The organism is Tahibacter sp., from assembly GCF_032229445.1.
Taxonomy (GTDB): Bacteria; Pseudomonadota; Gammaproteobacteria; order Xanthomonadales; family Rhodanobacteraceae; genus Tahibacter.
The window spans coordinates 29,630-54,705 of record NZ_JAVTWC010000021.1; the positions used below are offsets into that span (position 1 = coordinate 29,630).

General features: G+C 66.3%; 19 protein-coding genes. 15 read left to right on the forward strand and 4 right to left on the reverse strand.

The features are described 5' to 3' along the window. Window positions 1-7 precede the first annotated feature (7 nt). From rseP to rnhB, 9 genes are all read left to right on the forward strand, one after another. Window positions 8-1,369: an RIP metalloprotease RseP gene (gene rseP, locus RUU78_RS04985; RefSeq protein ID WP_313914281.1), complete on the forward strand. Its 1,362-nt coding sequence runs from the start codon at window positions 8-10 to the stop codon at window positions 1,367-1,369. A gap of 75 nt (window positions 1,370-1,444) precedes the next feature. After that, on the forward strand, window positions 1,445-3,793 hold the full coding sequence (gene bamA, locus RUU78_RS04990) for an outer membrane protein assembly factor BamA (protein ID WP_313914284.1): 2,349 nt from the start codon (window positions 1,445-1,447) through the stop codon (window positions 3,791-3,793). Between the two features lie 73 nt (window positions 3,794-3,866). Then, window positions 3,867-4,397, forward strand: a complete 531-nt coding sequence (locus tag RUU78_RS04995) for an OmpH family outer membrane protein (RefSeq protein ID WP_313914286.1) — start codon at window positions 3,867-3,869, stop codon at window positions 4,395-4,397. Between the two features lie 5 nt (window positions 4,398-4,402). Next, on the forward strand, window positions 4,403-5,425 hold the full coding sequence (lpxD, locus tag RUU78_RS05000; RefSeq protein WP_313914396.1) for a UDP-3-O-(3-hydroxymyristoyl)glucosamine N-acyltransferase: 1,023 nt from the start codon (window positions 4,403-4,405) through the stop codon (window positions 5,423-5,425). Continuing rightward, the gene (gene fabZ / locus RUU78_RS05005) at window positions 5,422-5,889 is read left to right on the forward strand and encodes a 3-hydroxyacyl-ACP dehydratase FabZ (protein WP_313914287.1); all 468 of its coding nucleotides are present in this window, start codon (window positions 5,422-5,424) and stop codon (window positions 5,887-5,889) included. The genes lpxD and fabZ overlap by 4 nt, the downstream gene beginning before the upstream one ends. Continuing rightward, on the forward strand, window positions 5,889-6,659 hold the full coding sequence (gene lpxA / locus RUU78_RS05010) for an acyl-ACP--UDP-N-acetylglucosamine O-acyltransferase (RefSeq protein ID WP_313914290.1): 771 nt from the start codon (window positions 5,889-5,891) through the stop codon (window positions 6,657-6,659). The genes fabZ and lpxA overlap by 1 nt, the downstream gene beginning before the upstream one ends. A gap of 12 nt (window positions 6,660-6,671) precedes the next feature. Then, window positions 6,672-7,898 (forward strand): lipid-A-disaccharide synthase, encoded by a 1,227-nt coding sequence (lpxB, locus tag RUU78_RS05015; protein WP_313914292.1) that lies wholly within the window; start codon window positions 6,672-6,674, stop codon window positions 7,896-7,898. 94 nt (window positions 7,899-7,992) lie between these two features. Beyond that, the gene (locus tag RUU78_RS05020) at window positions 7,993-9,693 is read left to right on the forward strand and encodes a sulfatase-like hydrolase/transferase (RefSeq protein ID WP_313914294.1); all 1,701 of its coding nucleotides are present in this window, start codon (window positions 7,993-7,995) and stop codon (window positions 9,691-9,693) included. A gap of 2 nt (window positions 9,694-9,695) precedes the next feature. Beyond that, a complete protein-coding gene (gene rnhB / locus RUU78_RS05025) occupies window positions 9,696-10,310 on the forward strand; it encodes a ribonuclease HII (protein WP_313914296.1) in 615 nt (204 codons plus the stop codon). A 37-nt stretch (window positions 10,311-10,347) separates the two neighbouring features. On the opposite strand, the gene RUU78_RS05030 is transcribed toward rnhB, so the two are convergent. The 3 genes from RUU78_RS05030 to RUU78_RS05040 all read right to left on the reverse strand — a co-directional run bounded on the left by RUU78_RS05030 (window position 10,348) and on the right by RUU78_RS05040 (window position 12,983). Continuing rightward, window positions 10,348-10,629 (reverse strand): hypothetical protein, encoded by a 282-nt coding sequence (locus tag RUU78_RS05030; RefSeq protein WP_313914298.1) that lies wholly within the window; start codon window positions 10,627-10,629, stop codon window positions 10,348-10,350. Window positions 10,630-11,069: 440 nt separating this feature from the next. Then, window positions 11,070-11,636 (reverse strand): DUF5675 family protein, encoded by a 567-nt coding sequence (locus RUU78_RS05035; RefSeq protein ID WP_313914300.1) that lies wholly within the window; start codon window positions 11,634-11,636, stop codon window positions 11,070-11,072. Window positions 11,637-11,924: 288 nt separating this feature from the next. Next, entirely contained in the window at window positions 11,925-12,983 is a 1,059-nt protein-coding gene (locus RUU78_RS05040) for a hypothetical protein (RefSeq protein WP_313914302.1), read from the reverse strand. Window positions 12,984-13,421: 438 nt separating this feature from the next. On the opposite strand from RUU78_RS05040, the gene RUU78_RS05045 reads away from it, so the two are divergent. The 6 genes from RUU78_RS05045 (at window position 13,422) to RUU78_RS05070 (ending at window position 24,099) form a co-directional block, all read left to right on the forward strand. After that, complete coding sequence (locus tag RUU78_RS05045) at window positions 13,422-15,488, forward strand: TonB-dependent receptor (protein WP_313914304.1); 2,067 nt, start codon at window positions 13,422-13,424, stop codon at window positions 15,486-15,488. 177 nt (window positions 15,489-15,665) lie between these two features. Next, a complete protein-coding gene (locus tag RUU78_RS05050) occupies window positions 15,666-17,210 on the forward strand; it encodes a DUF4331 domain-containing protein (protein ID WP_313914306.1) in 1,545 nt (514 codons plus the stop codon). A 70-nt stretch (window positions 17,211-17,280) separates the two neighbouring features. After that, the gene (locus tag RUU78_RS05055; protein ID WP_313914308.1) at window positions 17,281-18,471 is read left to right on the forward strand and encodes a hypothetical protein; all 1,191 of its coding nucleotides are present in this window, start codon (window positions 17,281-17,283) and stop codon (window positions 18,469-18,471) included. Further along, the gene (locus RUU78_RS05060; RefSeq protein WP_313914309.1) at window positions 18,468-19,598 is read left to right on the forward strand and encodes a HupE/UreJ family protein; all 1,131 of its coding nucleotides are present in this window, start codon (window positions 18,468-18,470) and stop codon (window positions 19,596-19,598) included. The genes RUU78_RS05055 and RUU78_RS05060 overlap by 4 nt, the downstream gene beginning before the upstream one ends. 153 nt (window positions 19,599-19,751) lie before the next feature. Continuing rightward, window positions 19,752-21,008, forward strand: a complete 1,257-nt coding sequence (gene phaZ / locus RUU78_RS05065; protein WP_313914311.1) for a polyhydroxyalkanoate depolymerase — start codon at window positions 19,752-19,754, stop codon at window positions 21,006-21,008. A 721-nt stretch (window positions 21,009-21,729) separates the two neighbouring features. Next, entirely contained in the window at window positions 21,730-24,099 is a 2,370-nt protein-coding gene (locus RUU78_RS05070; RefSeq protein WP_313914313.1) for a hybrid sensor histidine kinase/response regulator, read from the forward strand. Between the two features lie 18 nt (window positions 24,100-24,117). On the opposite strand, the gene RUU78_RS05075 is transcribed toward RUU78_RS05070, so the two are convergent. Then, complete coding sequence (locus RUU78_RS05075) at window positions 24,118-25,035, reverse strand: peptidylprolyl isomerase (protein ID WP_313914316.1); 918 nt, start codon at window positions 25,033-25,035, stop codon at window positions 24,118-24,120. Window positions 25,036-25,076: the final 41 nt, after the last annotated feature.

Below are 25,076 nucleotides of genomic sequence, written 5' to 3' on the forward strand. Positions count from 1 at the left end.
GCCCCGCATGAGCAATTTCCTCGGATCGATCTGGTGGTTGGCCGTCACGCTTGGACTGCTGGTCACATTCCATGAGTTCGGCCACTACTGGGTCGCGCGCCGGTTCGGGGTCACCGTATTGCGTTTTTCGATCGGGTTCGGCAAGCCGCTGTGGACGCGCGTCGGCAAGGACGGCACCGAATACTGCCTCTCGGCGATTCCGCTCGGCGGCTACGTCAAGTTCCTCGATTCGCGCGAGGTCGAGGTCAGCCCGGCCGAGCGCGGCGGCGATTTCACCGCCAAGCCGATCTGGCAGCGCATGCTCATCGTCGCCGCCGGCCCCGCGTTCAACCTCATCTTCACCGTGTTCGCGCTGTGGGCGATGTTCGTGATCGGCAAGCCGGACTACCAGCCCGTGATCGGTCGCGTCGAGACGCTGGCGGCCGCTGCTGGCTTCGTTCCCGGGGATCGCATCGACGCCATCGCAGGCGAACCGGTCAGCAACTGGACCGATGCCAACCTCGTTCTGCTGGGCCACGCGCTGGACCGGCGCAGCATCGACATCCGCGTCACCGGCGCCGACGGCAGGACCGCTACGCGCCAGCTCGACCTGACCCAGATCCCCGCCGACAAGGAAGACCTGGCCGCCTGGCGCGCCATGGGGCTGACGCCGAAGTTCGCCTTGCCCGGCCAGCCACTGGTCGGCGAAGTGAGCAAGGGCAGCGCGGCGGAAACCGCCGGCCTCGCCGTCGACGATCGCCTCGTCAGCCTCGACGGCAAGCCCATCAGCGACTGGGAAGTGCTCGTCAATACGATTCAATCCAGCTCGGCTGCGGGCAAGGCGCTGGCCCTGAACGTGGAGCGCGACGGCAAGCCGCTGGCGCTGTCGATCACGCCGCGCGAGGAACGCGACGATGCGGGCAAGCCCGTCTGGCGCGTGGGCATCAAGCCGAAGTTCGTCGAACCCGCCTACGACGCCCTGCTGCGCTACGGCCCGCTCGCGGCCATTCCGGCGGCATTTCGCGAAACCGGCAACCTGACGACCAAAACCCTGGAAATGCTCGGCCGCATGCTCAACGGCAAGGCCTCGCTGCAGAACATCTCCGGCCCGATCACGATCGCCGCAGTGGCCAACGACTCGGCCCAGCGCGGCGTCGCCTGGTTCTGCTATTTCCTCGCCCTGATCTCCCTGAGCCTGTGCATCATGAACCTGCTGCCGATCCCGATCTTGGACGGCGGTCACCTCGTGTATTACCTTATTGAGTCGATCAAGGGCAGTCCGCTCAGCGAGAAAGCGCTGATCGCCGGCCAGTACGCCGGTCTGCTCCTGCTGGTCGCCCTCATGGGACTGGCGTTCTACAACGACATCGTGCACCGGATCCTGTCGTAGTCCACGGCCCCGGTTCACCACCAAAAAACTGCGGCAAGCGCCCGCCGCCTATAAGAAAACCCTGACGGATTGACGATGAAGCGTATCGCCGCCCTGCTGTTGCTTGCCTGCCTCGCCGCCGAGGCCCACGCGTTCGAGTCCTTCGTCGTCTCGGAAATCCGCATCGATGGTCTGCAGCGCATCGCGCCCGGCACGGTATTCACCTACCTGCCGGTCGAGAAAGGCGACCGCATGACCGCCGACTCGGCGGAAAAAGCGATCCGCGCCCTGTTCAAGACCGGCTTCTTCAACGACGTGAAGCTCACGCGCCAGGGCGACATCCTCGTCGTCACCGTGCTGGAACGCCCGGCGATCTCCAAGATCACCCTCAAGGGCAACAAGGAGCTCAAAGAGGAAGAACTGCGCAAAGGCCTCAAGGGCATCGGCCTGGAAGAAGGCGAGACCTTCGACCGCCTCCAGCTCGACCGCGTGCAGCAGGAACTGACCCGCCAGTACCACAATCGCGGCAAGTACAACGTCACGATCACGCCCAAGGTCACGAATCTCGACCGCAACCGCGTCGACATCAACATCGTGATCGCCGAGGGCAAGGCGTCCAAGATCAAGCACATCAACGTGGTCGGCAATTCGGTCTTCAGCGACAAGGAAATCCGCAGCGAATTCGAGTCCGACACCACGAACTGGAAGTCCTGGTATGCCAAGGACGACCAGTATTCGCGCGAGAAGCTGTCCGGCGATCTCGAAAAACTGGCCTCGTACTATCTCGATCGCGGCTATGCGGACTTCAACGTCGAATCGACCGAAGTCTCGATCAGCCCGGACAAGCGCAACATCTACGTCAGCGCCAATGTGCAGGAAGGCGAGATGTATACGATCAGCGACATCAAGCTGCTCGGTGAGCTGATCCTGCCGGAAGAAAGCCTGCGCAAGCTGCTCAAGACCCAGGCCGGCGAGACCTTCTCGCGGCGCAAGCTCGAGCAGAGCGCCAAGGCCATGAGCGCGGTACTGTCCAACATCGGCTATGCCTTCGCCGAAGTGACGCCGGTGCCCAAGACCGACAAGGCAGGCCGCACGGTGGAAGTCACCTTCTACATCGAGCCGGGCAAGCGCGTGTACGTCAACCGCATCACCTTCAAGGGCAACGTGCGTACCGAGGACGAGGTGCTGCGCCGCGAGATGCGCCAGCTCGAAGGCTCGTGGTATTCGCAGGCCGCGATCGACCGTTCCAAGGTGCGCCTGCAGCGCCTGGGCTACTTCAAGACCGTCGAGATCGAGACACCCAAGGTCGCCGGCAGCGAAGACCAGGTCGACATGCTGGTCACGGTCGAGGAACAACCCTCCGGCAGCCTGCTGTTCGGCCTGGGCTATTCGCAGGTTCAGAAGCTCATCGCGAGCGTGTCGATCTCGCAGAACAACTTCCTCGGCACCGGCGACCGCATCGCGATGACGGTGCAGAAGAGCTCCTACCTCAAGCGCTACGACATCAGCTACGCCCAGCCCTACCTCAACGACTCGGGCATCGCCCTGGGCTACAACGCGAGCGTGCGCAACCTCGACCAGAGCGAGGCCAACATCGCGAACTACTCCACCGACACGGCCGCGTTCTCGACCTTCGTCGGCATCCCGGTCGGAGAGACCGATTCGGTGCAGCTGCAGCTCGGTGTCAACAAGACCGAGATCAATACCTTCGAGGGCTTCACGCCGCCGAACATCATCCGCTACATCACGGATCTTGATCGCCGCACGATCCATACCTGGAACCTGACCGCATCCTGGGCGCACGACACGCGCAACAAATACTTCACCCCGACGCGCGGCGGCCTGCAGTCGCTGTCGGCGGAAATCGCGCTGCCCGGCTCGACGCTGGAGTACTACAAGCTGTACTACCAGGGCGTGCATTACTTCCCGCTCAGCGACAAGTTCACGTTCCTGCTGTCGGGCAACCTCGGCTACGGCGATTCCTACCGCGACGCGACCGGCCGCTTCGATCCGAATTCCACGGAGAAGATTCCGCTGAAGATCGGCGGCCTGCCGTTCTTCGAGAACTTCTACGCCGGCGGCGTGCGCGACGTGCGCGGCTTCGAGGACAACACGCTCGGCCCGTGCGAGCGCGTGAGCCTGCTCAGCGACTATTGCCAGCCGCTCGGCGGCGCGTTCAAGGTACTCGGCACGGCCGAACTGATCCTGCCCACCCCGTTCGCCAAGGACAGCGATTCGGTGCGCATCTCAGCCTTCCTCGACGTGGGCAACGTGTACAAATCCTTCGGCGATTTCAGCGCGGGCGAACTGCGTGCCTCGACCGGCCTGGCCCTGCAGTGGCAGGCGCCGGTCGGCCCGATCACGATCAATCTGGCGCGTCCGATCCGCAAGAAGGACGGCGACAAGACCGAGTCGATCCAGTTCTCGTTCGGCACCCAGTTCTGATCGAAACTGGCATCATCGCACCGACGGCGGAACCAGCCTTTCCGCCGCGGCGACCGAACGAGGGAGGATACGCGTGGGCCAGCACGCAACCGCAGCACGTCGACTAGCGTTTGCTCTTGCCCTGCTGCCGCTCGCGGTGCAGGCCCAGAGCAAGCTCGGCTACGTCGACATGAAGCGTCTGCTGGACAACGCCCCGCAGGTCCAGGCCGGCCGCGAACGGCTGCAGCGCGAGTTCGCCACGCGCGATACGGCGCTCAAACAGGAAGAAACCCGCCTCGCCGAGATCAAGCGCGTCTTCGAGCGTGACGGCGCACTGCTGAGCAAGCCCGACGCGGACATCAGAAAACGTGAAATCGACGCGCTGGAGCGCAGCGTCAAGCGCACGCGCGACGAACTGCGCGGTGAACTCAAGAGCCGCAGCGACCAGGAACTCGACAAGAGCTGGCAGGAAATCAACAACACCGTGGTCGACTACGCGCGCGAGCAGGGTCTGGACCTGGTCGTGCCGAGCCCGGTGGTGTTCGCCGACCCGCGCATCGACATCACCGACCGGGTGCTCGAGCGCCTGCGGCGCGAATTCCAGACCCGACAGGCCACGCCGTGAACGCTATGGCGCCGCAATGGCGCGCCGGCGATCTGGCCGAGCGCTTTGCGCTGGAACTGCGCGGCGATCCGGACCAGCCGGTTGCCGGCGTCGCCACGCTCGCGCTGGCCGATGCCGGGCAACTGAGCTTTCTTTCCAATCCGCAATACCGTGCGCAGATGCAGGGCTCGCGCGCGGGCGTGATCGTGCTGCGGGCCGACGACGCCCCGTTGCGCAGCGGCACTGCGCTGATCGCGCGTGACCCATACGTCGCCTACGCGCAGATCGCCGCGCTGTTCGAGGCGCAGCCGGCCGCCGCGGCCGGCATCCATCCCAGCGCAGTCGTCGACGCGGGCGCGACGATCGCACCGGGCGCCAGCATCGGACCGCTCTGCGTGATCGAGGCCGGTGCCGTCATCGAGCAGGGCGCCGTGATCGGCCCCGGCTGCGTGATCGGTCCGGACTGTGTGATCGGCGCCGACTCGCGCCTCGTCGCGCGCGTCACCCTGGTCATGCGCGTACGTCTGGGCAAGCGCGTGCTCGTGCATCCGGGCGCCGTGATCGGCTCCGACGGCTTCGGTCTCGCGTTCGAGCGCGACCACTGGATCAAGGTGCCGCAACTCGGCGGCGTGCGCATCGGCGACGACTGCGAAATCGGCGCGAACTGCACCATCGACCGCGGCGCACTGGAAGACACCGTGCTCGAGGAGGACGTGCGTCTCGACAACCAGATCCAGATCGCCCACAACGTCTTCATCGGCGCGCATACGGCCATGGCCGGCTGCTCGGCCGTCGCCGGCAGCGCGCGCATCGGCCGCTACTGTCTGATCGGCGGCGCTGCCGGTATCCTAGGCCACTTGAGCATCGCCGACCGGGTCACCGTGACAGCGATGAGCCTGGTCACCCATTCCCTCACCGCCGCCGGCGAATACTCCTCGGGTACGCCCATCCAGGAGAATCGCCAGTGGCGGCGCAATGCTGCGCGATTCCGCCATCTGGACGAATTGGCGCGTCGTCTGAAAGCCCTAGAAAAGGATTCCGCTCCATGAACGGTTCGAACGCCAGCCTTTCCTTGCCGCTGGACGTTGGTCGCATCTTTGACCTGCTGCCACACCGCTACCCTTTCCTGCTGGTCGACCGCGTCACCCATTTCGAATCGGGCAGGCGCCTGACCGCGCTGAAGAATGTGACCATCAACGAACCGTTCTTCCAGGGCCACTTCCCGGGCCATCCGGTCATGCCGGGCGTGCTCATCATCGAGGCACTGGCGCAGGCATCAGGCCTGCTCGTGCAGCTGACCAACGCCGAAGCGCCGAGTGCCAGTTCGCTGTTCTATCTCGTCAAGGTGGACAAGGCCCGCTTCTCCAGCATCGTCGGGCCGGGCGACCAGCTCGTGCTCGAAGTCGAGCAGAAGCGCATGATCCGCCGCATGGGCCAGTTCGTCTGCCGCGCGGTCGTCGCGGGCAAGACGGTCGCTGAAGCGGAACTGTTGTGCGCGGAGCGTAACGACTGATGATCCACCCAACCGCTGTGATCGACCCTGCTGCACGCCTGGGGTCCAACGTCAGTATCGGCGCGTATTCGGTCATCGGCGCTGACGTCGTGATCGGCGACGACACCTGGATCGGCCCGCACGTCGTCATCGAAGGGCCGACACGAATCGGCCGCGAGAACAAGATCTGGCAGTTCGCCTCGATCGGCGCGGCGCCGCAGGACAAGAAATTCCACGGCGAGCGCTCGTTGCTGGAAATCGGCGACCGCAACGTGATCCGTGAGTTCGTCACCTTCAACCGCGGCACCGACGACGGCGGCGGCGTCACGCGTATCGGCAACGACAACTGGCTCATGGCCTACGTGCACCTGGCCCACGACTGCATCGTCGGCAACAACGTGATCTTCGCCAACGCCGCGTCGCTCGCCGGGCATGTGACGGTGGACGACTGGGTCATCCTCGGCGGCTTCACCCTCGTGCACCAGTTCTGCCAGGTCGGCGCGCATGCGTTCACCTCGATGGGTTCCATCATCAACCGCGACGTGCCGCCCTACGTGACCGTGGCCGGCAGCTTCGCCGAACCCAAGGGCATCAACAGCGAAGGCCTCAAGCGCCGCGGCTTCGGCAGCGAACGCATTCTGTCGATCCGCCGCGCCTACAAGACGCTGTACAAGTCCGGGCTGCCGCTGGCCGAGGCGCGCGAGGAGCTGGCGCGCGTCTCGTCCGACGCACCCGACGTCAAGCTCATGCTGGACTTCATCGACCGCAGTCAGCGATCGCTGGTGCGCTGAAAGGCCGCGACCATGGCGCAGCAGGAAGCGCGTAGTCCGGCTCCGGCGCAACCGCCGCCGGTTCTTTCGCAATCCACCGAACCTCGCACGTTCGCCCTCGTCGCGGGCGAGGCTTCAGGCGACCAGCTCGGCGCCGGCCTGATCGTGGCGCTGCGCGCACGTTATCCCGATGCCCGCTTCGTCGGCATCGGCGGCGCGCGCATGGTCGCGGCGGGACTCCAGGCCTGGTATCCCGCCGAGAAGCTTGCTGTCATGGGCCTGGTCGAAGTGCTGCGGCACCTGCCTCAGCTGCTGCGCATCCGCGCCGACGTGCTGCGCCGTGTGAGCGCGCTGCGACCCGACGCCTTCATCGGCATCGATGCCCCCGACTTCAACCTGCCGCTGGAACGCAAGCTCAAGGCCCGAGGCCTGCGTACGGTGCACTACGTCAGTCCGTCGGTCTGGGCCTGGCGCGAACAGCGCGCCGCGAAGATCGGCCGCAGCGCCGATCTCGTGCTGTGCCTGTTCCCGATGGAGCCGCCGATCTACGCGCGCCACGGCGTCGATGCACGCTTCGTCGGTCATCCGCTGGCCGACCGCTTTGCGCTGGTCAGCGATCGTGCGCCCGCGCGCGCTTTGCTGCAGCTTTCCACCGACGCGCCGGTGCTCGCGCTGTTGCCGGGCAGCCGGCTCGGCGAGATCCGCCGCCTCGGCGCGGATTTCCTGCAGGCCGCGCGGCGCTGCCGCCAGGCCATTCCGGAACTGCAGGTCGTCGTGCCAATGGCCACGCCCGCCTGTCGCGCCGCGTTCGAGCAGATCGCCGACGGCCTGGGCCTGGATCTGGCCGCGAGCGTGCAGCTCGTCGACGGCCACGCGCACGAATGCCTGCTCGCGGCCGATATCGTGCTGGTCGCCTCGGGCACAGCGGCGCTCGAGACGATGCTCGCCAAACGGCCGATGGTCGTCGCCTATAAAGTGGCCGCGGTGACCTACGCGATCGTGACCTGGTTCAAGCTCATGCGCACGACGCGCTACTCGCTGCCGAACGTGCTGGCCGGGCGCGACCTCGTACCGGAAATCCTGCAGGACGCCTGCACGCCACCGGCGCTGGCCGATGCCCTGCTGGCGCTCTACGCCGACAGCCCGGCGCGCGTTGCGCTGGTCGCCGAGTTCGAGCGCCTGCACCGCCTGCTGATCGGCGACGCCGATCGCGGCGCAGCCGCCGCGATCAGCGAACTCGTCGAAGGCGGCAGCGCCTGAACGCGCCGCAGCGAGCACCATTGACCGGCCCTGGTCGCGACCGCACCATGCGCGCCACTTCCACCGGTCCGTCCCCGTGATGCGACTTCTCCCCATGCTCGACCGCCGCAGCCTGCTGCTGTATCTGCTCGCGGTGCTGGCCTACGCGGCGATGATGCTTTACGGGCCGCTGAGCGAAGGCACGCCCGAAGAACGCATATTCACGACGGTACTCAGCGGCAGCTTCTGCCTGCTGCTGATCTGCCTGACGCGGCGCGTCGCCTTCAGCCTGATCACGGCCGCGGCGCTGTTCTCGGTGCTGCTGACCAGCAGTGTGCTCAAGGTCGTCTATCTGACCACGCCGCTGCTGGCGCCGGACCTGTTCTATTTCGCCAACGCCGACACAGTCGAAGTGATCCTGCGCTATCCGATCCTGCTGATCGCGAGCTTCGTCAGCCTGGTCATGCTGCCGCTGAGCCTGTTCGGCATCTGGCGCATCGACCGTCCGCGCGTGCTGCCGCAGTCGACGCCGCTGCGCCGCCGCGCCGCCCTCGCGCTCGCCGGCGCGCTCTGCCTGTACGCACTGCTGCAGGCGCTGTCACCGCAAGGCCCGTTCGCCTCGGTCTATGGCAAGGGCATGTGGGCCGCGATGAACGACAAGAGCTACCTCACCGATTTCTTCATCTCGTTCCATTCCACCCAGATCGAAATGCCCAAGCTCGTCGCCGGCGCCGCGGCCAGGCAGGTCTGGAACGAGCGGGTCGCGACGGGCGGCGATCCACGCCAGCGTCCTGACATCGTCGTCGTACTCGAAGAGAGCACGTTCGACCCGACCATGCTCAGCGTCTGCAAGCTGCCGCTGTGCAAGAACAAGCTGTTCCAGGACGACAAGCGCACGCGCGCCCACGGCTACCTGCAGGTGCACACCTGGGGCGGCGGCACCTGGACCAGCGAGTTCGCATTCCTGACCAGCATGGCGCATGTCCTGTTCGGCAACGCCGGCTTGTACGCGCCCTTCAATCTCGCGCCGCGCGTGGCCTACAGCCTGCCGCGCGTGATGAAGGAAAACGGTTACCGCACGCTCGTCATCTATCCGATGTCGGGCAGCTTCATCAACGCGCGCAACGCCTACAATTTCTACGGCTTCGACGAGTTCTACGACGGCAGCGACCACGGCCTGGGTTGGGACTCCACCGATTTCGATCTGCTCAAGGTATTCGACCGCGTGGTCGCCGCCGAGCGTCGCGATCATCCCGGCGTGCCGCTGTTCGTATTCATGCTGACCCTGCACCAGCATGGCCCGCACATGACGCCACTGGGCCAGCTGCCTTCGCCCTACAACAAGCCGCTGTTCCCCAAGCAGCTCGACGCCTGGCTCAACCTCAACCTCGGCAACTACCTGTCGCGCCTGGAGCAGTCCGAGCAGGCGATGTCGGAACTGGAGCAGAAGGTATTCGCGACCGAGCGCCGCACCGTGCTGATGCACTTCGGCGACCACCAGCCCTCCTTCGACGGCGCGATCAACGCGCTGGCCAAGCGCGTGCCAAAGGGCGTCGCCGACCCGACCAAGGTCACCTACTACATGCTCAAGTCCAACTTTCCCTTACGCAAGAAAGTGGATTTTGACGTACTCGACATCATCTACCTCGGTTCGCTGCTGCTCGACGTGGCCGACCTGCGCAAGGACGATTTCTACGAGGCCAACGCGCTCCTGCGCGACCGTTGCCAGGGCCGCTATTTCGACTGCCCGGACCCCACATTGCTCGATTCGTACCACGACTACGTCTACGGCCAGCTCGGCGCGCTGAAGGACTAGCGATGCGCAGACGCCGTACCGTCACCGATCTTGCCCCCGGCACGCTCGTGGCCGGCGTCGACGAAGCCGGCCGCGGGCCGCTCGCCGGACCAGTCGTCGTCGCTGCCGTGATCCTCGATCCGGCGCGGCCGATCCGCGGCCTCGACGATTCCAAGTACCTCAGCGAAGAACGCCGTGGCGTGCTGGAACCGCGCATCCGCGAACGCGCCCTGGCCTACAGCGTCATCGAGGTCAGCGTGTCGGACATCGACCGCCTCAACATCTTCCACGCCACCATGTATGGCATGAGCTCGGCGCTGGCCGCGCTCGCGCTGCTGCCGCAGCTCGCCCTGATCGACGGCAACCGCCTGCCGAAACAGCTGTGCTGCCCGGCGCGCGCCGTGATCGGCGGCGATGCCAGCGAACCGTCCATCAGCGCCGCGTCGATTCTGGCCAAGGTCGCGCGTGATCGCCTGATGACCGCGCTCGACGCGCTGCACCCCGGTTACGGCTTCGCGCGCCACAAGGGCTATCCCACGCCCGAACACCTCGACTGCCTGACGCGACTCGGCCCCTGCGAACACCACCGGCGCAGCTTCGCGCCGGTACGCGCCCTGCTCGAACCACAGCTATTCTGACGATGGGTCGGGAACCGATCGCTTCCCACGAAGCCTTTCAGGATTCCCTCACGCCTGCGACGGGCGTCCCATCTTCCGATCTCGCGTCATTCGTTGAATTCTTGTCCTTGGCCAATCCGTTGTCACCCGTGTCAGGAACCCGCCAGACGGGACCAACCAGCAACAAGACAGCCGCGGCACAAGCTGAGAGGTAAAGCAGCGTGAACTTCGGCGTGGTCAGTGCAGCGATGTCGTTCACCGGCTCCCCGGCGAACAGGAAGGCGTTTTCGAGCAGGTCAACGAGCGCGGCAGAAACGGCCAGAGCGACGACGCAGAACAAAAATACGGTCTCACGCAGGCTCGCGGCATAGCACGTGAGATTGAAGCAATGATCTGGGTCGGGCGCAGGCTGAGGCGTTAGCCCACATTTCTCAGCTCCGTTCTACTGCGGCCGCCGATACACTCGCCCTGACGCGCGCTGCTCTCTCGTGTCGGCTCGACATAGTGTCGGCTACGCCTTCGCCGTCAATGAAGTCCGCGGCGCGCATCAGGACGGCGTCTCCACAGCCACCGCAGTAGAACGCGGGTAAGAAAGGCAGGCTCGTTGAGGCGGCGAATCGCGTACTGAGCGAGGCAGGTCCGCGGGGTCGCAGGCGGTTCCGGGGTCGCGGCCGTGTGCCGCTCCGCCCGATCAACGGAATCAGGCCACCTTCGTCGAATGCCACCTCAAGAAGCAGAACCGGCCCAATCTCGACCCCGCCCTGTCGCCTCCCCCATCCCTCACTTGTCCGAAGCCTGCGCTCCCTTCCCATGCTGAACGCGTATCCGGATCCCCGCTGACGCGGAGGCATAGGGCTGAAGGAACTTCATCAACGCATCTACCGCTTTGCGACTCCCGCCCAGGAAGTCGTCGCCCTTCGTGTTGCCAACCAGGATGCAGCCGTCAGTATTTTCAGCGTAGCTCCCGTTGTGTATCAGTACGTGTGTAAAGTTTGGGACGTTTAGCAGCAGCGGCAGGACCCTGTCGAATCGCGGCGAGCGCGCGAGCTTTATGTCGTACGTACCCAACGGAATCGCCGTCTTGCCGTAGATCTTTTTTTCCCGCTCCACGTCTTCCAGAGTGTAGAAGAGGCGGCAGCCGCGGTGACTCAGCTCGCCCATCGTGCTTTTCTTGGAGAAGGTCGTTCGGGTGAGTACCAGCTCGCAGGTACCAAGCACCCTTTCCTTGCCGCCAGATTTGGCATTTGCCCCGGGTACGGGCGATGCCAGGGGAATCCGTGTCCCCTGGTCGATTTCCGTCTGTTGGCTGGTTCCGCACGTGGGTCCGACCGTCTTGCCGTAGGCCATTGCTGATCACCTCCGCAGGCAGTCTCTGTATCGCGAGTTGAGCTGACCCCGTTCGCCCAGTGCATCCTGCAACCGTCACGAGACGGCCGTCGGGTTCACGATGGCGGCACTCCAGACACACTGTCGTCGAAACAACTCTCCTCTCACCTCGCCGGGCACCTGTCGAGGCACAGCGCTCCATGGGCTACGGCCGGAGGCGCCAGGGCGGACTTGAGATTCAGGCGGTTCTTCTTCTCCTTGAGAACTTCCTCGACCCAAAGCAATGCATCGACATTTCTTCGCTTTTCGTCAGTCACGGTGAGCTCCCGTCAGCGTTGATCCGTAGCACGGCTCTCGCTGCGCCGGCAGGTCCGAATAGGGATCGAACAGATCGAACACCGGCGGTAGCCGCAGGTCGCGTCCGTCGGCAGCCGCCAACCGTTCGAAATGCTCGATCGTTCGGGCGAAGTTGTCGGTCACATACGACATTGGCCGGAGTGGCTGGTCGAGGCCCTGGAAGAGATCATCCCAGTGGATCAGGATCACGCGCGACGCATTCGCCGCGCGAACCGTTTCCGTCCAGAGTCGTTCGCGCTCTGACGATCGCTGGTGGCCCGCGCCGCCGACACCAAGAAAGACGATGTCGACGCAGCGTCCGGCCAGTGCCCGCGCGATCTCTCCCGGGCGATATCCAGCGCTCGCGTGCACCAGAAACGATTTCGCGCGGTGCGTCCCGGGCGCATGCTCGACGAACAAGGTCCAGGGCTGGCCCTCGCGCCATTCGGATACACGTGCCGGGGGGCGCAGCGCTTTGGTGATCTCACCAGGAAGGCGAAAGCGTGTCGGCGCGTGTTCGGCCGGAATGAAGGTCAATGTCCATTCGCCGAAGACCACCGGCTTTCCGGGTGTGACGGTGTCAACGCGCGTCTCCGCCAACGGCGATCCCCGCGCGATGTTACGAATGGACGCGTCGCCGAGCAGACGCGCGCCTGTCTTCAGCGCGACCCATGGCGCGTCCATGGCGTGGTCGTAGTGGGCATGCAGCGGTACGATCAGCGGTACCGCCTCCACATCCATTTGCCCAAGTCCGTAGCTGATGGCGGCCGCGTCCGGACCAATCTTGGCAGTGAGGATGGCGCCCAGTCCGGGGCGCGAAAAGAATCCATCGGTCATCAGCGCAGGCGCGCCATCCACCTCGAAAAGCAGCGTCGAAACACCACCAAAGCGGACGCGTACAGAACTGGCATCGTTCGCGGGAGGCAGCGTGAACCGCTCGGAGAATGTCGCAATGTCCGGCCGTCTCAGGCCCGGAAGCGCGACGCAACCGGTGACCAGTACGGCAATGACCCCGACGGCGCCGACGACCATAGTTCGTACGCGAGGCAGACGCGACACTGCCGCGGCCAGGCACGTAGAGCGCGCCACTTTCAGGTTCACCGTCACGCCGCCCCCCGTCAACACCGCGCGTCGGCTTCGGCACCCGCGCAAGCTGCTGCTGTCTCCCCGTCGTGGCAATGCACAATCACGCGATTGCCACGGCACCGAGTCTACCTCGGCGATTCGCACATGGGAGACTCGTTCACTGTGCAAGCAAAATTCATTTCTACAGTTTTGACTGCGGTTTGTACGGGCGGAACAGTGAGCTTGCGCAGCCGCCATCTGAGGAAACAGCGTCAGGGCAGTGCAGTTGAACAGTAGGGCCCTTCAGCGATCGACCTCGCTGCCTCGAGCAGATTTTGCACGCCGCTGCATCTGTTCGCCGCTTCTGCGCGTATCGCCCCTCGACCAGAGGCCGGGGAGTAGCTCATGCGCCGAAGCATCGATCGGTACCTCACCGGCGTGGCGCTACTGCTCGCTCCGGTCGCGAACGTCTTCGCCGGCGGACTGCCGGCTGTCCAGCTCGGTGCCATCCATGTCGCCGAAACGGTGGAACCCGACGCACTCGCCCAGGCCGACGCCGCGTCGGCCGGCCTCGTCACCAGTGAGCAGATCGGGAACCGCCCACTGTCGCGCCCGGCCGAAGTACTCGAAGTCGTGCCCGGCCTCATCGCGACGCAGCACAGTGGCGACGGCAAGGCGAACCAGTATTTCCTGCGCGGCTTCAATCTAGATCACGGCACTGACCTGTCGACCTCGGTGGACGGTGTGCCGAACAACCTGCGCACGCACGGCCATGGCCAGGGCTACAACGACCTCAACGCCCTGATTCCGGAACTGATCGATACGATCGAATACCGCAAAGGCCCCTACTACGCCGAAGACGGCGACTTTTCCTCGGCCGGTGCCGTGCGCATCCGCTACAAGGACCGCCTCGACGACGATTTCTACCTGCTCAGTGGTGGCGAGAATGGCTACGGCCGCAGCCTGCTCGCCGCATCCGGCGACGGTGCCGGCGGCAGCTGGATCGGCGCAGTCGATCTCGGTGTCTACGACGGCCCCTGGAAGAAGCCGCAAGACGCACGCAAGGCGTCGCTGCTGCTGCGGCATCGCCGCGGCGACGACGAGCGCGGCCTGCAGTTCAACGTCGCAGCCTATGACAGTCGCTGGGATGCCTCCGACCAGATCCCACAGCGCGCCGTGACGCAGGGGCGCATCGATGCGTTCGACCAGATCGATCCGGATCTCGGCGGCGATACCTCGCGCTATACCGCTTCGGTGCGCTATCACGCGCCCCTCGCCACGGGACAGCTGCTGCTGAACGCGTACGCCGTGCGCTACGACTTGCGGCTGTTTTCCAACTTCACCTATTTCCTCGATGATCCGCTGCGCGGCGACGAGTTCGAGCAGCGCGACGTGCGCAACTACTACGGTGGCACGGCAAAATATGTACAACAGTGGAAACGCGGCGAAGTAGAACAGGAACTCGCTGTCGGAGCCGATACGCGCTACGACGACATCGGCACGGTCGGCCTCTATCACACCCAGGCACGGCAGCGGTTCTCCACGGTACGAGAGGACAGCGTCGGCGAAGGCTCGGCAGGCCTGTTCGTCAGCTGGTCGGCGCGCTGGAATCCGTGGTTCCGCAGCGTGGCCGGCCTGCGCTACGACGCGTATCGCGCCGACGTCGACAGCAGCATCGCGGTGAATTCCGGCAATGCGTCCGACCGTCGCGCGAGTCCGAAGCTCAGCCTGGTATTCGGGCCATGGCGCACGACCGAGCTATTCCTCAACGGCGGACGCGGCTTCCATTCCAACGATGCGCGCGGCAGCACGCTGCGCGTCGATCCGAACGATCCGACCCAGGCAGCCGAAGCGCAACGGCTGCTGGTGCCGACGACCGGCTATGAACTCGGCCTGCGCAGCAAACCGACACCGCGGCTGGCGCTGTCAGTGGCCGCCTGGCGCCTCGACATCGGTTCGGAGCTGGTCTTCGCCGGCGACGGCGGCACGACCGAACCCAGCTTCCCGGCAACGCGCCACGGCGTGGAGATGTCGGCCTATTACCAGCCTGCGGACAACTGGATCGTCGACGCGGACTACTCGCGCTCGTACGTGCGCTTCAGCGCCGCAAATCCCGCGGGCACGCGCGTACCGAATGCGATCGAGCGCACAGCGTCGCTCGGCGTGCAATGGAGTGGTTCGGGTCGCTGGTCCGGCGGCATGCGCGGCCGCTTCCTCGGACCGGCTCCGCTGATCGAGGACGGCAGCGCGCGCTCGCGCTCGACCACGGTGGTCAATGCCGAGGCCGGCTATCGGCTGTCCGACGCGTTCTCGCTGTCGCTCGAAGGACTGAACGTGTTCGACAGCGGCAGCAATGACATCACGTATTTCTACGAATCGCAGCTGCCCGGCGAAATCGGGCCCGTCGCCGACATCCATTTCCATCCGATCGAGCCGCGCCAATTCCGCGTGACGTTGCGTGGCACGTTCTGAGTGCAAATCCGGCCTGACGTGATGTACATGTGAAAAAGACGATGATGCATTTCTTTTGCATCCGCGGCGGGTCGTCCACCGTACATCCACGTGCCGCCGTTGCGGCCCTGCCGGCGAGGACCGGCAGCGGCATTTCCCCGCAAATTCCAGCACCACCGCTTCACCAAGGAGTGTGACATGAAGCACTACGCAGCTTTTCGCTCCACCACCCTCGCGCTCGCTGTCGCAGCGATTGCCGGCCTGGGCGCCTTAGCGCCGGCCGCGCACGCATCGAGCCATCGCGAAGCACCGACGATCACGCAATATCCAAAAATGGACGGAACTGATCTGTACGTGTTTCGCAGCTACGAGCCGGGCCGCAGCGACTTCGTGACCATCATCGCGAATTACATCCCGCTGCAGGATGCCTACGGTGGCCCGAACTACTTCACGATGGATCCCGACGGCCTCTATGAAATCCACATCGACAACAATGGCGATGCCCGTGAAGATCTGACCTATCGCTTCAAGTTCCGCTACGACCTCAAGAACATCGCGCTGCAGGTCGGCGGCCAGACCGTGGCGATACCGCTGCGCAACGCCGGCCCGATCAACGCGATGGATTCTTCCGCGCGCAATGACGCCGAACTGTTCACCGTGAGCCAGATCCGCGGCCCGCGCACGCCGACGGCGGTCGGTGCGCTGCTGCGCAACACGAGTGACAACGCCACCGAATTCGCCAAACCGGTCGACAACATCGGCACCAAGTCGATCCCGGACTATGCGGCGTACGCGGCCAGCCACAGGTACGCCGTATCGATACCCGATTGCGCGGTGCCGGGTCGCCTGTTCGTCGGCCAGCGCCGGGAAGGTTTCGGCGTCAACCTCGGCGAGATCTTCGACCTCGTGAATATCCCGGCGTCGCGCGTGATCGGTAGCCGTTCCGGCGGCACCAACGCCACGGCCGGCAAGAACGTGACCTCGCTCGCGCTGGAGCTGCCGATCGCCTGCATCACCGACGGCGATCCGGTCATCGGCGCCTGGACGTCGGCGAGCCTGCCGCGATCGCGCCTGGTCAGCAGCGATCCGCTGTCGCAGGTCATCGTCAACAGCAACATGGTGCAGGTGTCGCGCCTGGGCATGCCGCTCGTCAACGAGATCGTCATCGGCCTCAAGGACAAGGACCTGTTCAATGCCAGCTCGCCCAAGGACGACGGACAGTTCGCGACCTACGTGACCAATCCGACATTGCCCGCGCTGCTCGAAATCCTGTTCGGCGCGGCCGGCGTGCAGGCGCCGTCGGTATTTCCGCGTGGCGATCTCGTCGCTGCGTTCCTGACCGGCGTGACCGGCGTCAACCGGCAACTCAACGGCGTTCCGGCCGAGATGATCCGCCTCAACACCGCGCTGCCGACCACACCCAAGGGCCAGCAGAACAGCCTCGGCGCGGCGGCCTGCTTCGTCGATGGCGCGCTGACCCTGTCCAATCCCGGCTGTGACCCGGCCGGATTCCCGAACGGCCGCCGTCCTGGCGACGACGTCGTCGACATCGAGTTGCGCGTGGCCATGGGCGTGCTGCTGCCACCGGGCGCAGGCAAGCCGGCCAGCGCAGCACTGCCGTATACCGACGGCGTGCTCGTCGAGGACAGCCAGTTCGACAACGCGTTTCCTTACCTGACTACGCCGCTGCCGGGCTCGCCGAACGGATCCAACGGCCTGCCGGCCAATCCGGTCGCGCCGTAGTTCGACATTCATCGCACCAGCACGGGCCGCCGCCGCGAGCGGCGGCCCGGTCTCCTTCGGAATTCCCTACATGTCGCGATCCTTTGCCATTGCCGTCGCGATGCTGTCGTGCGGCGCGGTGATCACGCATCTCGCGCACGCCGAGCCGTACCGGCCGGCGCGCGACAGCGATGTGCTCGAAACCCTGCCGCGCAGCAGCGAACGCGGGGCCAGCCCGTCGCTGCGCGCACTGCGCGAGCTGCATGCGCGCGATCCGTCCAACCTCGACGTCGCGGTGCGACTCGCGCAAACGCAAATAAGCAGTGCGCGCGCCGCGGCGGATCCGCGCCTCTGGGGTCAGGCGCAGGCCACGCTTGGCGCCTGGTGGGCGCAGGAATCCCCGCCAGTGCCGGTGCTGCTGCTGCGCGCGGCGATCCGCCAGAACCGCCACGAATTCGACGCGGCCAAGGCCGACCTGCAGCGCGTGACCGCGCAGCAGCCCGGGCACGCGCAGGCATGGCTCGACCTGGCGAGCCTGCAGCAAGTCACCGGCGATCTTGCCGGCGCGCAATACAGCTGCGAGCGCGTCGTCGCCGGTGGTGCCACAAGCATCGGTGCCGTATGTCGCGCCAGCCTCGACGCGGTGCAGGGCCGCGGCGCACAGGCGTATGCGGCACTCGAGGAAATCGTCGCGCAGGATCGCCTGACCGCGCAGCCAACCCCCGTGCGGACCTGGGCGCTGACATTGCTGGCCGAACTGGCGGAACGCCTGGGCCGCAACGACGACGCCGAGCACTGGTACCGGCAGAGTCTCGCCATGGATCCATCCGACAGCTACGCGCTGTCCGCGTACGCCGATTTCCTGCTCGACCGCGGCCGCGCCGCCGACGTGACCGCGCTGATTGCCGCGGACACGCCGATCGACGGACTGCTGCTGCGCCGCGTCCAGGCCGATCGCGCACTCGATGCCGATGCAGCGCGCGCCGGCATCGAGGCGCTGGCAGCGCGATTCGACGCACTGCGCGAGCGCGGCGACCGCGTCCATCGCCGTGAGGAGTCGCGCTTCCGGCTCGCGCTCGCGCAGCAACCCGCCGCTGCGCTCGATCTCGCGCGGGACAGCTGGGCCGTGCAGAAGGAACCCCTCGATGCGCGCATCGCGCTTGAAGCGGCGCTCGCCGCGAACCGGCCCGACCTGGCTGCCGAGGTCGCGCGCTGGGTCCGCGGCACGGGATTGCAGGACGTGCGACTCGATCCACTGCTGCAGGGCGTGCCAGCACCATGAGTGCGTTCGCGAAATGCATCGCTGGTCTGCTGCTGATGCTGTGCAGCCTGCCAGCGGCGGCGCACAAGCCGAGCGACAGCTATCTGAGCCTGAGTCGCGAAGCCGACCGTCTCGTCGGTCGCTGGGATATTGCGCTGCGCGACCTGGACGGCGTGTTCGATCTCGATCGCAATCGCGACGACCGCATCGACTGGGGCGAAGTACGCACGCGCCGCGAAGAGATCGACCGCTACGCGAGCTCGCGACTGCTCGTGTCAACCAGCGCACCGTGCCCGCTGCGGGTCACCGATCATGCGATCGACCGCCACAGCGACGGCGCCTATCTCGTACTCTCGCTCGCCGCGGCCTGCAGCGGCGAAGGCGCGCTGAGCGTCGACTACAGCGCGCTGTTCGACATCGACGCCCAGCACCGCGGCCTGCTCAAGCTCGAAACGGCCGGCGGCACCGTGCTCAGCGCAGTGATGTCGCGCGAGCGGCCGCGCCAGACCTTCGAGCCGGGCGGCGCGTCGCGCTGGCAGGCCTTCGTCGGTTATGTGCGCGACGGCATCGTGCATATCGCGATCGGCTACGACCACATCCTGTTCCTGATCGCGCTGCTGCTCCCCGCAGTACTCGTCCGCGACGGCCGCGCATGGCGACCCGTGCCGCGCCTGTCGCTCGCGGCCGGCACGGTCATCGCGATCGTCACCGCGTTCACGCTCGCACATTCAGTCACGCTGAGCCTGGCCACGCTTGGCATGGTCCAGTTGCCGTCGCGACTCGTGGAATCGATCATCGCGCTGTCGGTGCTGCTGACCGCGATCGACAACGTCGTGCCGTTCCTGCCCTCGCGTCGCTGGACCATCGCGTTCGCCTTCGGCCTGATCCACGGCTTCGGCTTCGCGAGCGTACTGGCCGATCTCGAACTGCCGCGCGGCGCGCTCGCGCTGTCGCTGGTCGGATTCAATGTCGGCGTGGAACTCGGCCAGCTCGCTCTCGTGGCCGTGCTGATTCCGCTCGCCTACCTGTTGCGCCGCACCGCGCTGTACCCGTCCGTGGTGCTACGCGGCGGCTCCGTCGCGATCGGCCTGCTGGCCGCAGGCTGGCTCACCGAGCGCAGCCTGGACCTGAAGCTGATGCCGTTCTGAGCCGTGACATCGTCCGCCGACGGCCCAGGGCCGGACCGGTGCAGCGGGAAAGCCGCGGATTGCGACCAATTGTTACCGGCGGCATGGCGCTTGCTTTGGCCCAGGGAGACTACAATTCCATGGTTGTCCCTCCTCCCCTGCCGGTTTTTACCCATGCTGTATCACCTGCACGAACTGCAACGGTCTCTGATGAGCCCCCTGGTCCATTTTGCCGAGGCCGGCGCCAAGACCTGGAGCGACAAGAGCACGCTGCTGTCGCAAGTCCCCGGTGCGCCGCGTATCGCGGCCGGCTTCGAGTTGCTCTACCGACTCGGCAAGGACTACGAAAAGCCGCCGTTCGAGATCCGCAGCGTGACCGCCCACGGCCACGAAGTGCCGATCGTCGAATACACGGCGCTGGCCAAACCGTTCTGCAACCTGATCCGCTTCAAGCGCTTCACCGACGATTCGGCCACGGTCGACGACCTCAAGGACGACCCGATCGTCCTCGTCGTGGCACCGCTCTCGGGCCACCATGCCACGCTGCTGCGCGACACCGTGCGCACGCTGCTGCAAGACCACAAGGTCTACATCACCGACTGGATCGACGCGCGCATGGTGCCCGCGGAAAAGGGTGCGTTCCACCTGCACGACTACGTCGCCTACATCCAGGAGTTCATTCGCCACATCGGCGCGAAGAACCTGCATGTGATTTCCGTCTGCCAGCCGACCGTGCCGGTGCTTGCGGCGATCTCGCTGATGGCCACCAGCGGCGAGCCCACGCCACGCAGCATGACGATGATGGGCGGCCCGATCGACACGCGGCGCAGCCCGACCCAGGTCAACGACCTCGCCACGACCAAGCCGCTATCGTGGTTCCAGAACAGCGTGATCCACGACGTGCCGGCGAACTATCCGGGCCACGGCCGCCGCGTCTATCCGGGCTTCCTGCAGCACACGGGCTTCATCGCGATGAACCCGGGCCGGCACCTGAGTTCGCACTGGGACTTCTACGAGGATCTGCTCAAGGGCGATCTCGAGGACGCGCAGTCGCACCGCAAGTTCTACGACGAGTACAACGCCGTGCTCGACATGCCGGCCGAGTACTACCTCGACACCATCAACACCGTGTTCCAGCAGCATCTGCTGCCGCGCGGCCTGTGGGACGTGAGCGGCCAGCGCGTCAAACCGGCGGATATCACCCGCACCGCGCTGCTCACCATCGAGGGAGAACTCGACGACATTTCCGGACTGGGCCAGACCGAAGCGGCGCACGCGCTGTGCGCCGGCATCGCCGCCGAGCACAAGCGCCACCTCACCGTGAAGGGCGCCGGCCACTACGGCATCTTCAGCGGCCGGCGCTGGCGCGAGGTGGTCTATCCGGACGTGCGCGCTTTCATCCGCCAGCACAACGCCAAGACGGCTGCCTGAACCGTGACCTGGTCACTATAGCCCGCATCTCTCACACACCTTCTACTGCGGCCGCCGATCCGCTCGCCCTGACGCGCGCTGCTCCCTCGTGCCGGCTCGACGTAGTGTCGGCTACGCCTTCGCCGCCATTCAGTCCGCGGCGCGCATCAGGACGGCGCCTCGACGGCCTCGCTACGAACGGGTGTGAGAAAGGCGGGCTAGCCCGCACTTCTCACGCCCCTTCTACTGCGGCCGCCGATTCGCTCGCCCCGACGCGCGCTGCTCCCTCGTGCCGGCTCGACGTAGTGTCGGCTACGCCTTCGCCACTCAGTCCGCGGCGCGCATCAGGACGGCGTCTCGACGGCCTCGCTACGAACGGGTGTGAGAAAGGCGGGCTAGCCGGTTGTCGGGAACCGGCTCCTGCCCGTTTCCCGATCGAGCGGTGCAAGCGCCGCTTGCCGGTGTTCTTCGGCAGACCGGTTCCCAAAGGTCTGGCCGGCGCTGCAGCCGGGCGGGCCGGCGCAAGATGTGCAATAGTGACGAATCCGTCGTTCCCCGCCCGCCCGCATGAGCCTGCCGCTGCTTTCACCGGCTATTCCGTGCTGCCGTCATGTGGCGCGGCGATGGCGTGCAAAAAGTTCCATTTGTCGCGCGACTGGCGCTGTGCGCAAAATACGCGTTGTCCCATCTGCCGGCGCCGCCGCCCCATGACCGTCTTCGCGCGATCGCTGCAGGCTGACCGGTGCTGACCGGGCTGTGCTGCGCGCTGCTCGCCCTCGCAGTGGCAGACGTGCCGCCGGCGCCCCTGCGCCCGGCCATGCTCGACGCACCGCAGGAAGCGCTGCGGCATGGCGAGGCCCTGCTCGCACGTGACGACCTGGAGCCCGCCGCACGCGAACGTCTGTTGCAGGACATGGCAACGGCGGCCCTGTTGCTCTCGCCACAACGCGCGATGCCGATTGCTGATCGCCTGGAAGCCCTGGGCCGCGACAGCGGCCGTGCCAGCGCGCTTGCCCTGGCCGATATCGTGCGCGCGCGCCTGCAACTGGAAGGCGAACAGATCGAAAGCGGCCTGGCCCTGGCCAGCTCGGCCACCGCCGCATTGCGCGCCCTGGATCAGCCCTACTGGAACGCGCTGGCCGACCTGGAAACCTGTGACCTGCTGCTGACTGCGACGCGCCCCAAGGCCGCGCAGCCGCATTGCGAACGCGCCAACGCGGGCTTTGCCCGGCTCGACGACGAATACGCCCTGGCGCGCAGCGAAAACCTGCTGCAACTGATGTTCGGGGAATTGGGGGAACCCAAACGGGCGCTGCCCCTCGCACGCGCCGCGCACGCACGCTACGCGCGCCTGGGCAGCCAGGGCGGCATGGCCATGATGGACGACAACAGCGCCTCGCACTATCTGAGCCTGGGGCAGCCGGCCACGGCGCTCGCTGCGTCGCGCCGCGCGCTGGCCTATGAGCTGGCCCACGACAAGGTGATCCATTCGATTTCCTCGCGCCGCAACATCGCCGAGGCACTCGCCACGCTGAAACAGCCACTGGAGGCGCTGGCGGTACTCGACCTGGCCCTGGCCGATGCGCACCGGCTCGAGCTCGGCCGCATCAGCGCGGAACTGCTGGTGACGCAGGCCCAGGTCGCCGAGCAGGCCGGCCTGCTGGAGCTGGCGCTGTCGGCGACGCGCGAGCTCATCCAGCTCAACGCCCGCCTGTCCAGTCGCGAGGTCGCCCGGGCGGTGGCCGAGCTCGACGCGCACTACAACACGCAGACGCGCGAAACCGAGATCCGCTCGCTGCGCCAGGCCAGCGAACTGCAGGCGGCACTGCTGCGCGCGGCCGAGGCGGACAAGGCCGGCGAGCGCACGCGGACGCGCCTGTTCGCGCTCGCGCTGATCACCGCCCTGTGCGTCGTCGTGCTGGTGGCCGCGATCATCGCGCTGCGCCTGCGCTGGATGCGCCAGCTCAACGCAGTGCTGAACCAGGTCAACCGCACGCGCGCCGACATGCTCGCGATGGCCGCGCACGAGGTGCGCAATCCCATGGCTGCGATCAGCGGCCTCATCGACATGGCGCTGCAGCGCGTCGACGACCGGCGCGCGCGCGGCCTGCTGGAAACCGCGCGCTCGACCTCGGTCGAGCTGGTACGCACCGCCGAGGACTATCTCGATCACGCCCAGCTGGCACTCGACCGCGTCGCGCTGCGCGACGAACCCTTCGACCTGCCGGCACTGCTGAGCCACGTCGCCGGACTGTTCCGTGCCGAGCTGGCCGATCGTCCGATCCAGGTCAGCCTGCACACCGATCCAGCGCTGCCGACCCGCGTCTGTGGCGATGCGGCGCGGCTGCAGCAGATCCTCATCAACCTGCTCGGCAACGCGGTGAAGTTCACGACCGCCGGCGACATCGTGCTCGCGGCCAGCTGCGCCGGGCCGGATCAGGTGCATTTCCGCATCACCGATTCCGGACCCGGCATCGCGGAAAATGAACTGCGCCGTCTGCTGCAGCCGTTCGAGCGCGGCGGCGGACGCACCCGCCGTGGCGTGGGCCTGGGACTGTCCATCGCCAACCAGCTCGTCGGCATCATGGGCAGCGAGCTGCAGATCGACACGCGGCTCGGTGTCGGCAGCACATTCGCGTTCTGCATAGTTTTGCCGCTCGCGCCGGCCGAACCCGAACTCGAACCCGTCGGGCTGCCGCACGGCCGCGTTCTGCTCGTCGACGACGACGCGGCGATCCGCGAACTGCTCAGCGCTCAGCTCGACGCGCTGGGCATCGAACACCGCGTCGCCGCAGACGTTACCGAGGCCCTCGCGCTCTGGCGTGCGTTCGCGCCGCACACGCTGCTGGTCGACCTGCATCTGGAGCACGAAAACGGCATCGATCTGATCCGCCGCATTCGCGCCGAATGCGCGCCGGAAGCGCCGCCGCGCTGCCTGATCCACAGCGCATCCCCACCAGACGGTCCGCACGACCGTCCGCCGGCGGAATGGCAGATCGAATGGGTGCGCAAGCCCATGCCACTGCGCGACCTGGGCCGGCTGCTCGGCGAGAGGCCCATGCCGGTCCCGGCCGCGCCGGTACTCCCCGCGGCCGGCCCCGCGGCCGCATGATTCAGTAGCGCCGTCTGGTCACGGCTGCCGCGACGGTAGTGGCACATTGCACAGTTCCACTTTGCCGGCCTGCGTCAGGTACCACTCGTCATGGCGGTTGCGCCGCGTCTCGACCAGCGCGGTGAAGGTCGGCGTGTCCGTGCGCAGCAGTTCGATGCGGCTGCGTTGCGCCTCGGGCAGTTCGCTGCCGAGGCGCACCTGTTTCAAGGGGATGCGCTGCTCGGGTTTCTCGTAGAAACCAAGCGCGCCGCTGCCGCGTGGCAGTGCCGCGAGCAGTTCCATGCCCTGAACCACGCGGCCGACCAGGGTCACGTTGCGGTCCAGATGCCGCGGTGCATGGCCCAGCACCACGTAGAGTTCGGCGCCGCTGCCGCTGTCGGCGGCGTTGTCGCGGCCCACCCCGACCATGCCGTAACAGTGCGCGAGCCAGGTCTGTCCTTGCTTTGGATCGCGCGCGACCGGAAAACCGCCCGACCAGCCGACCTGCGGCGCATACACGTCGCCGTCGGGCAGGCGCACGAACGGCTGCCCGGCGATGGCCTGGGAGAACTCGCCGGGCACCGAACGCTTCGCCTCGCCGAACGGTTTCGCCTTGTCCTTTTCACCCGCGTCCGGATCACCCCACTGCACGACGTAGTTGTCGTGCACGCGCAGGATGGAGAGCCCGTCGAAATAGTGCTGCCGCAGCAGGGTCCTGATATTCGCGACGTGCTGCGGCGCGTAGCCCGGCGCGAGTTCGATGATCACCCGGCCCGCGGCGAAATCCAGGTACATCGTGTTGTTCTGATCGAGCGTCCGCCAGTCGGAGGGCTCGCTCGCGGCCAGCACCTCGGTCAGGGTCTTTCCCTTTGCTTCCTTGCGCGCCTGAGCGCCGCCGATTGCGCTGAAGCACAACAGGCAGCCCAGCGCGACGGCGGCGAGGGGGCAATGACGCATGGGCTTCTCCGGGGAGGACTGGACGTTCGTCCAAGCGTAGC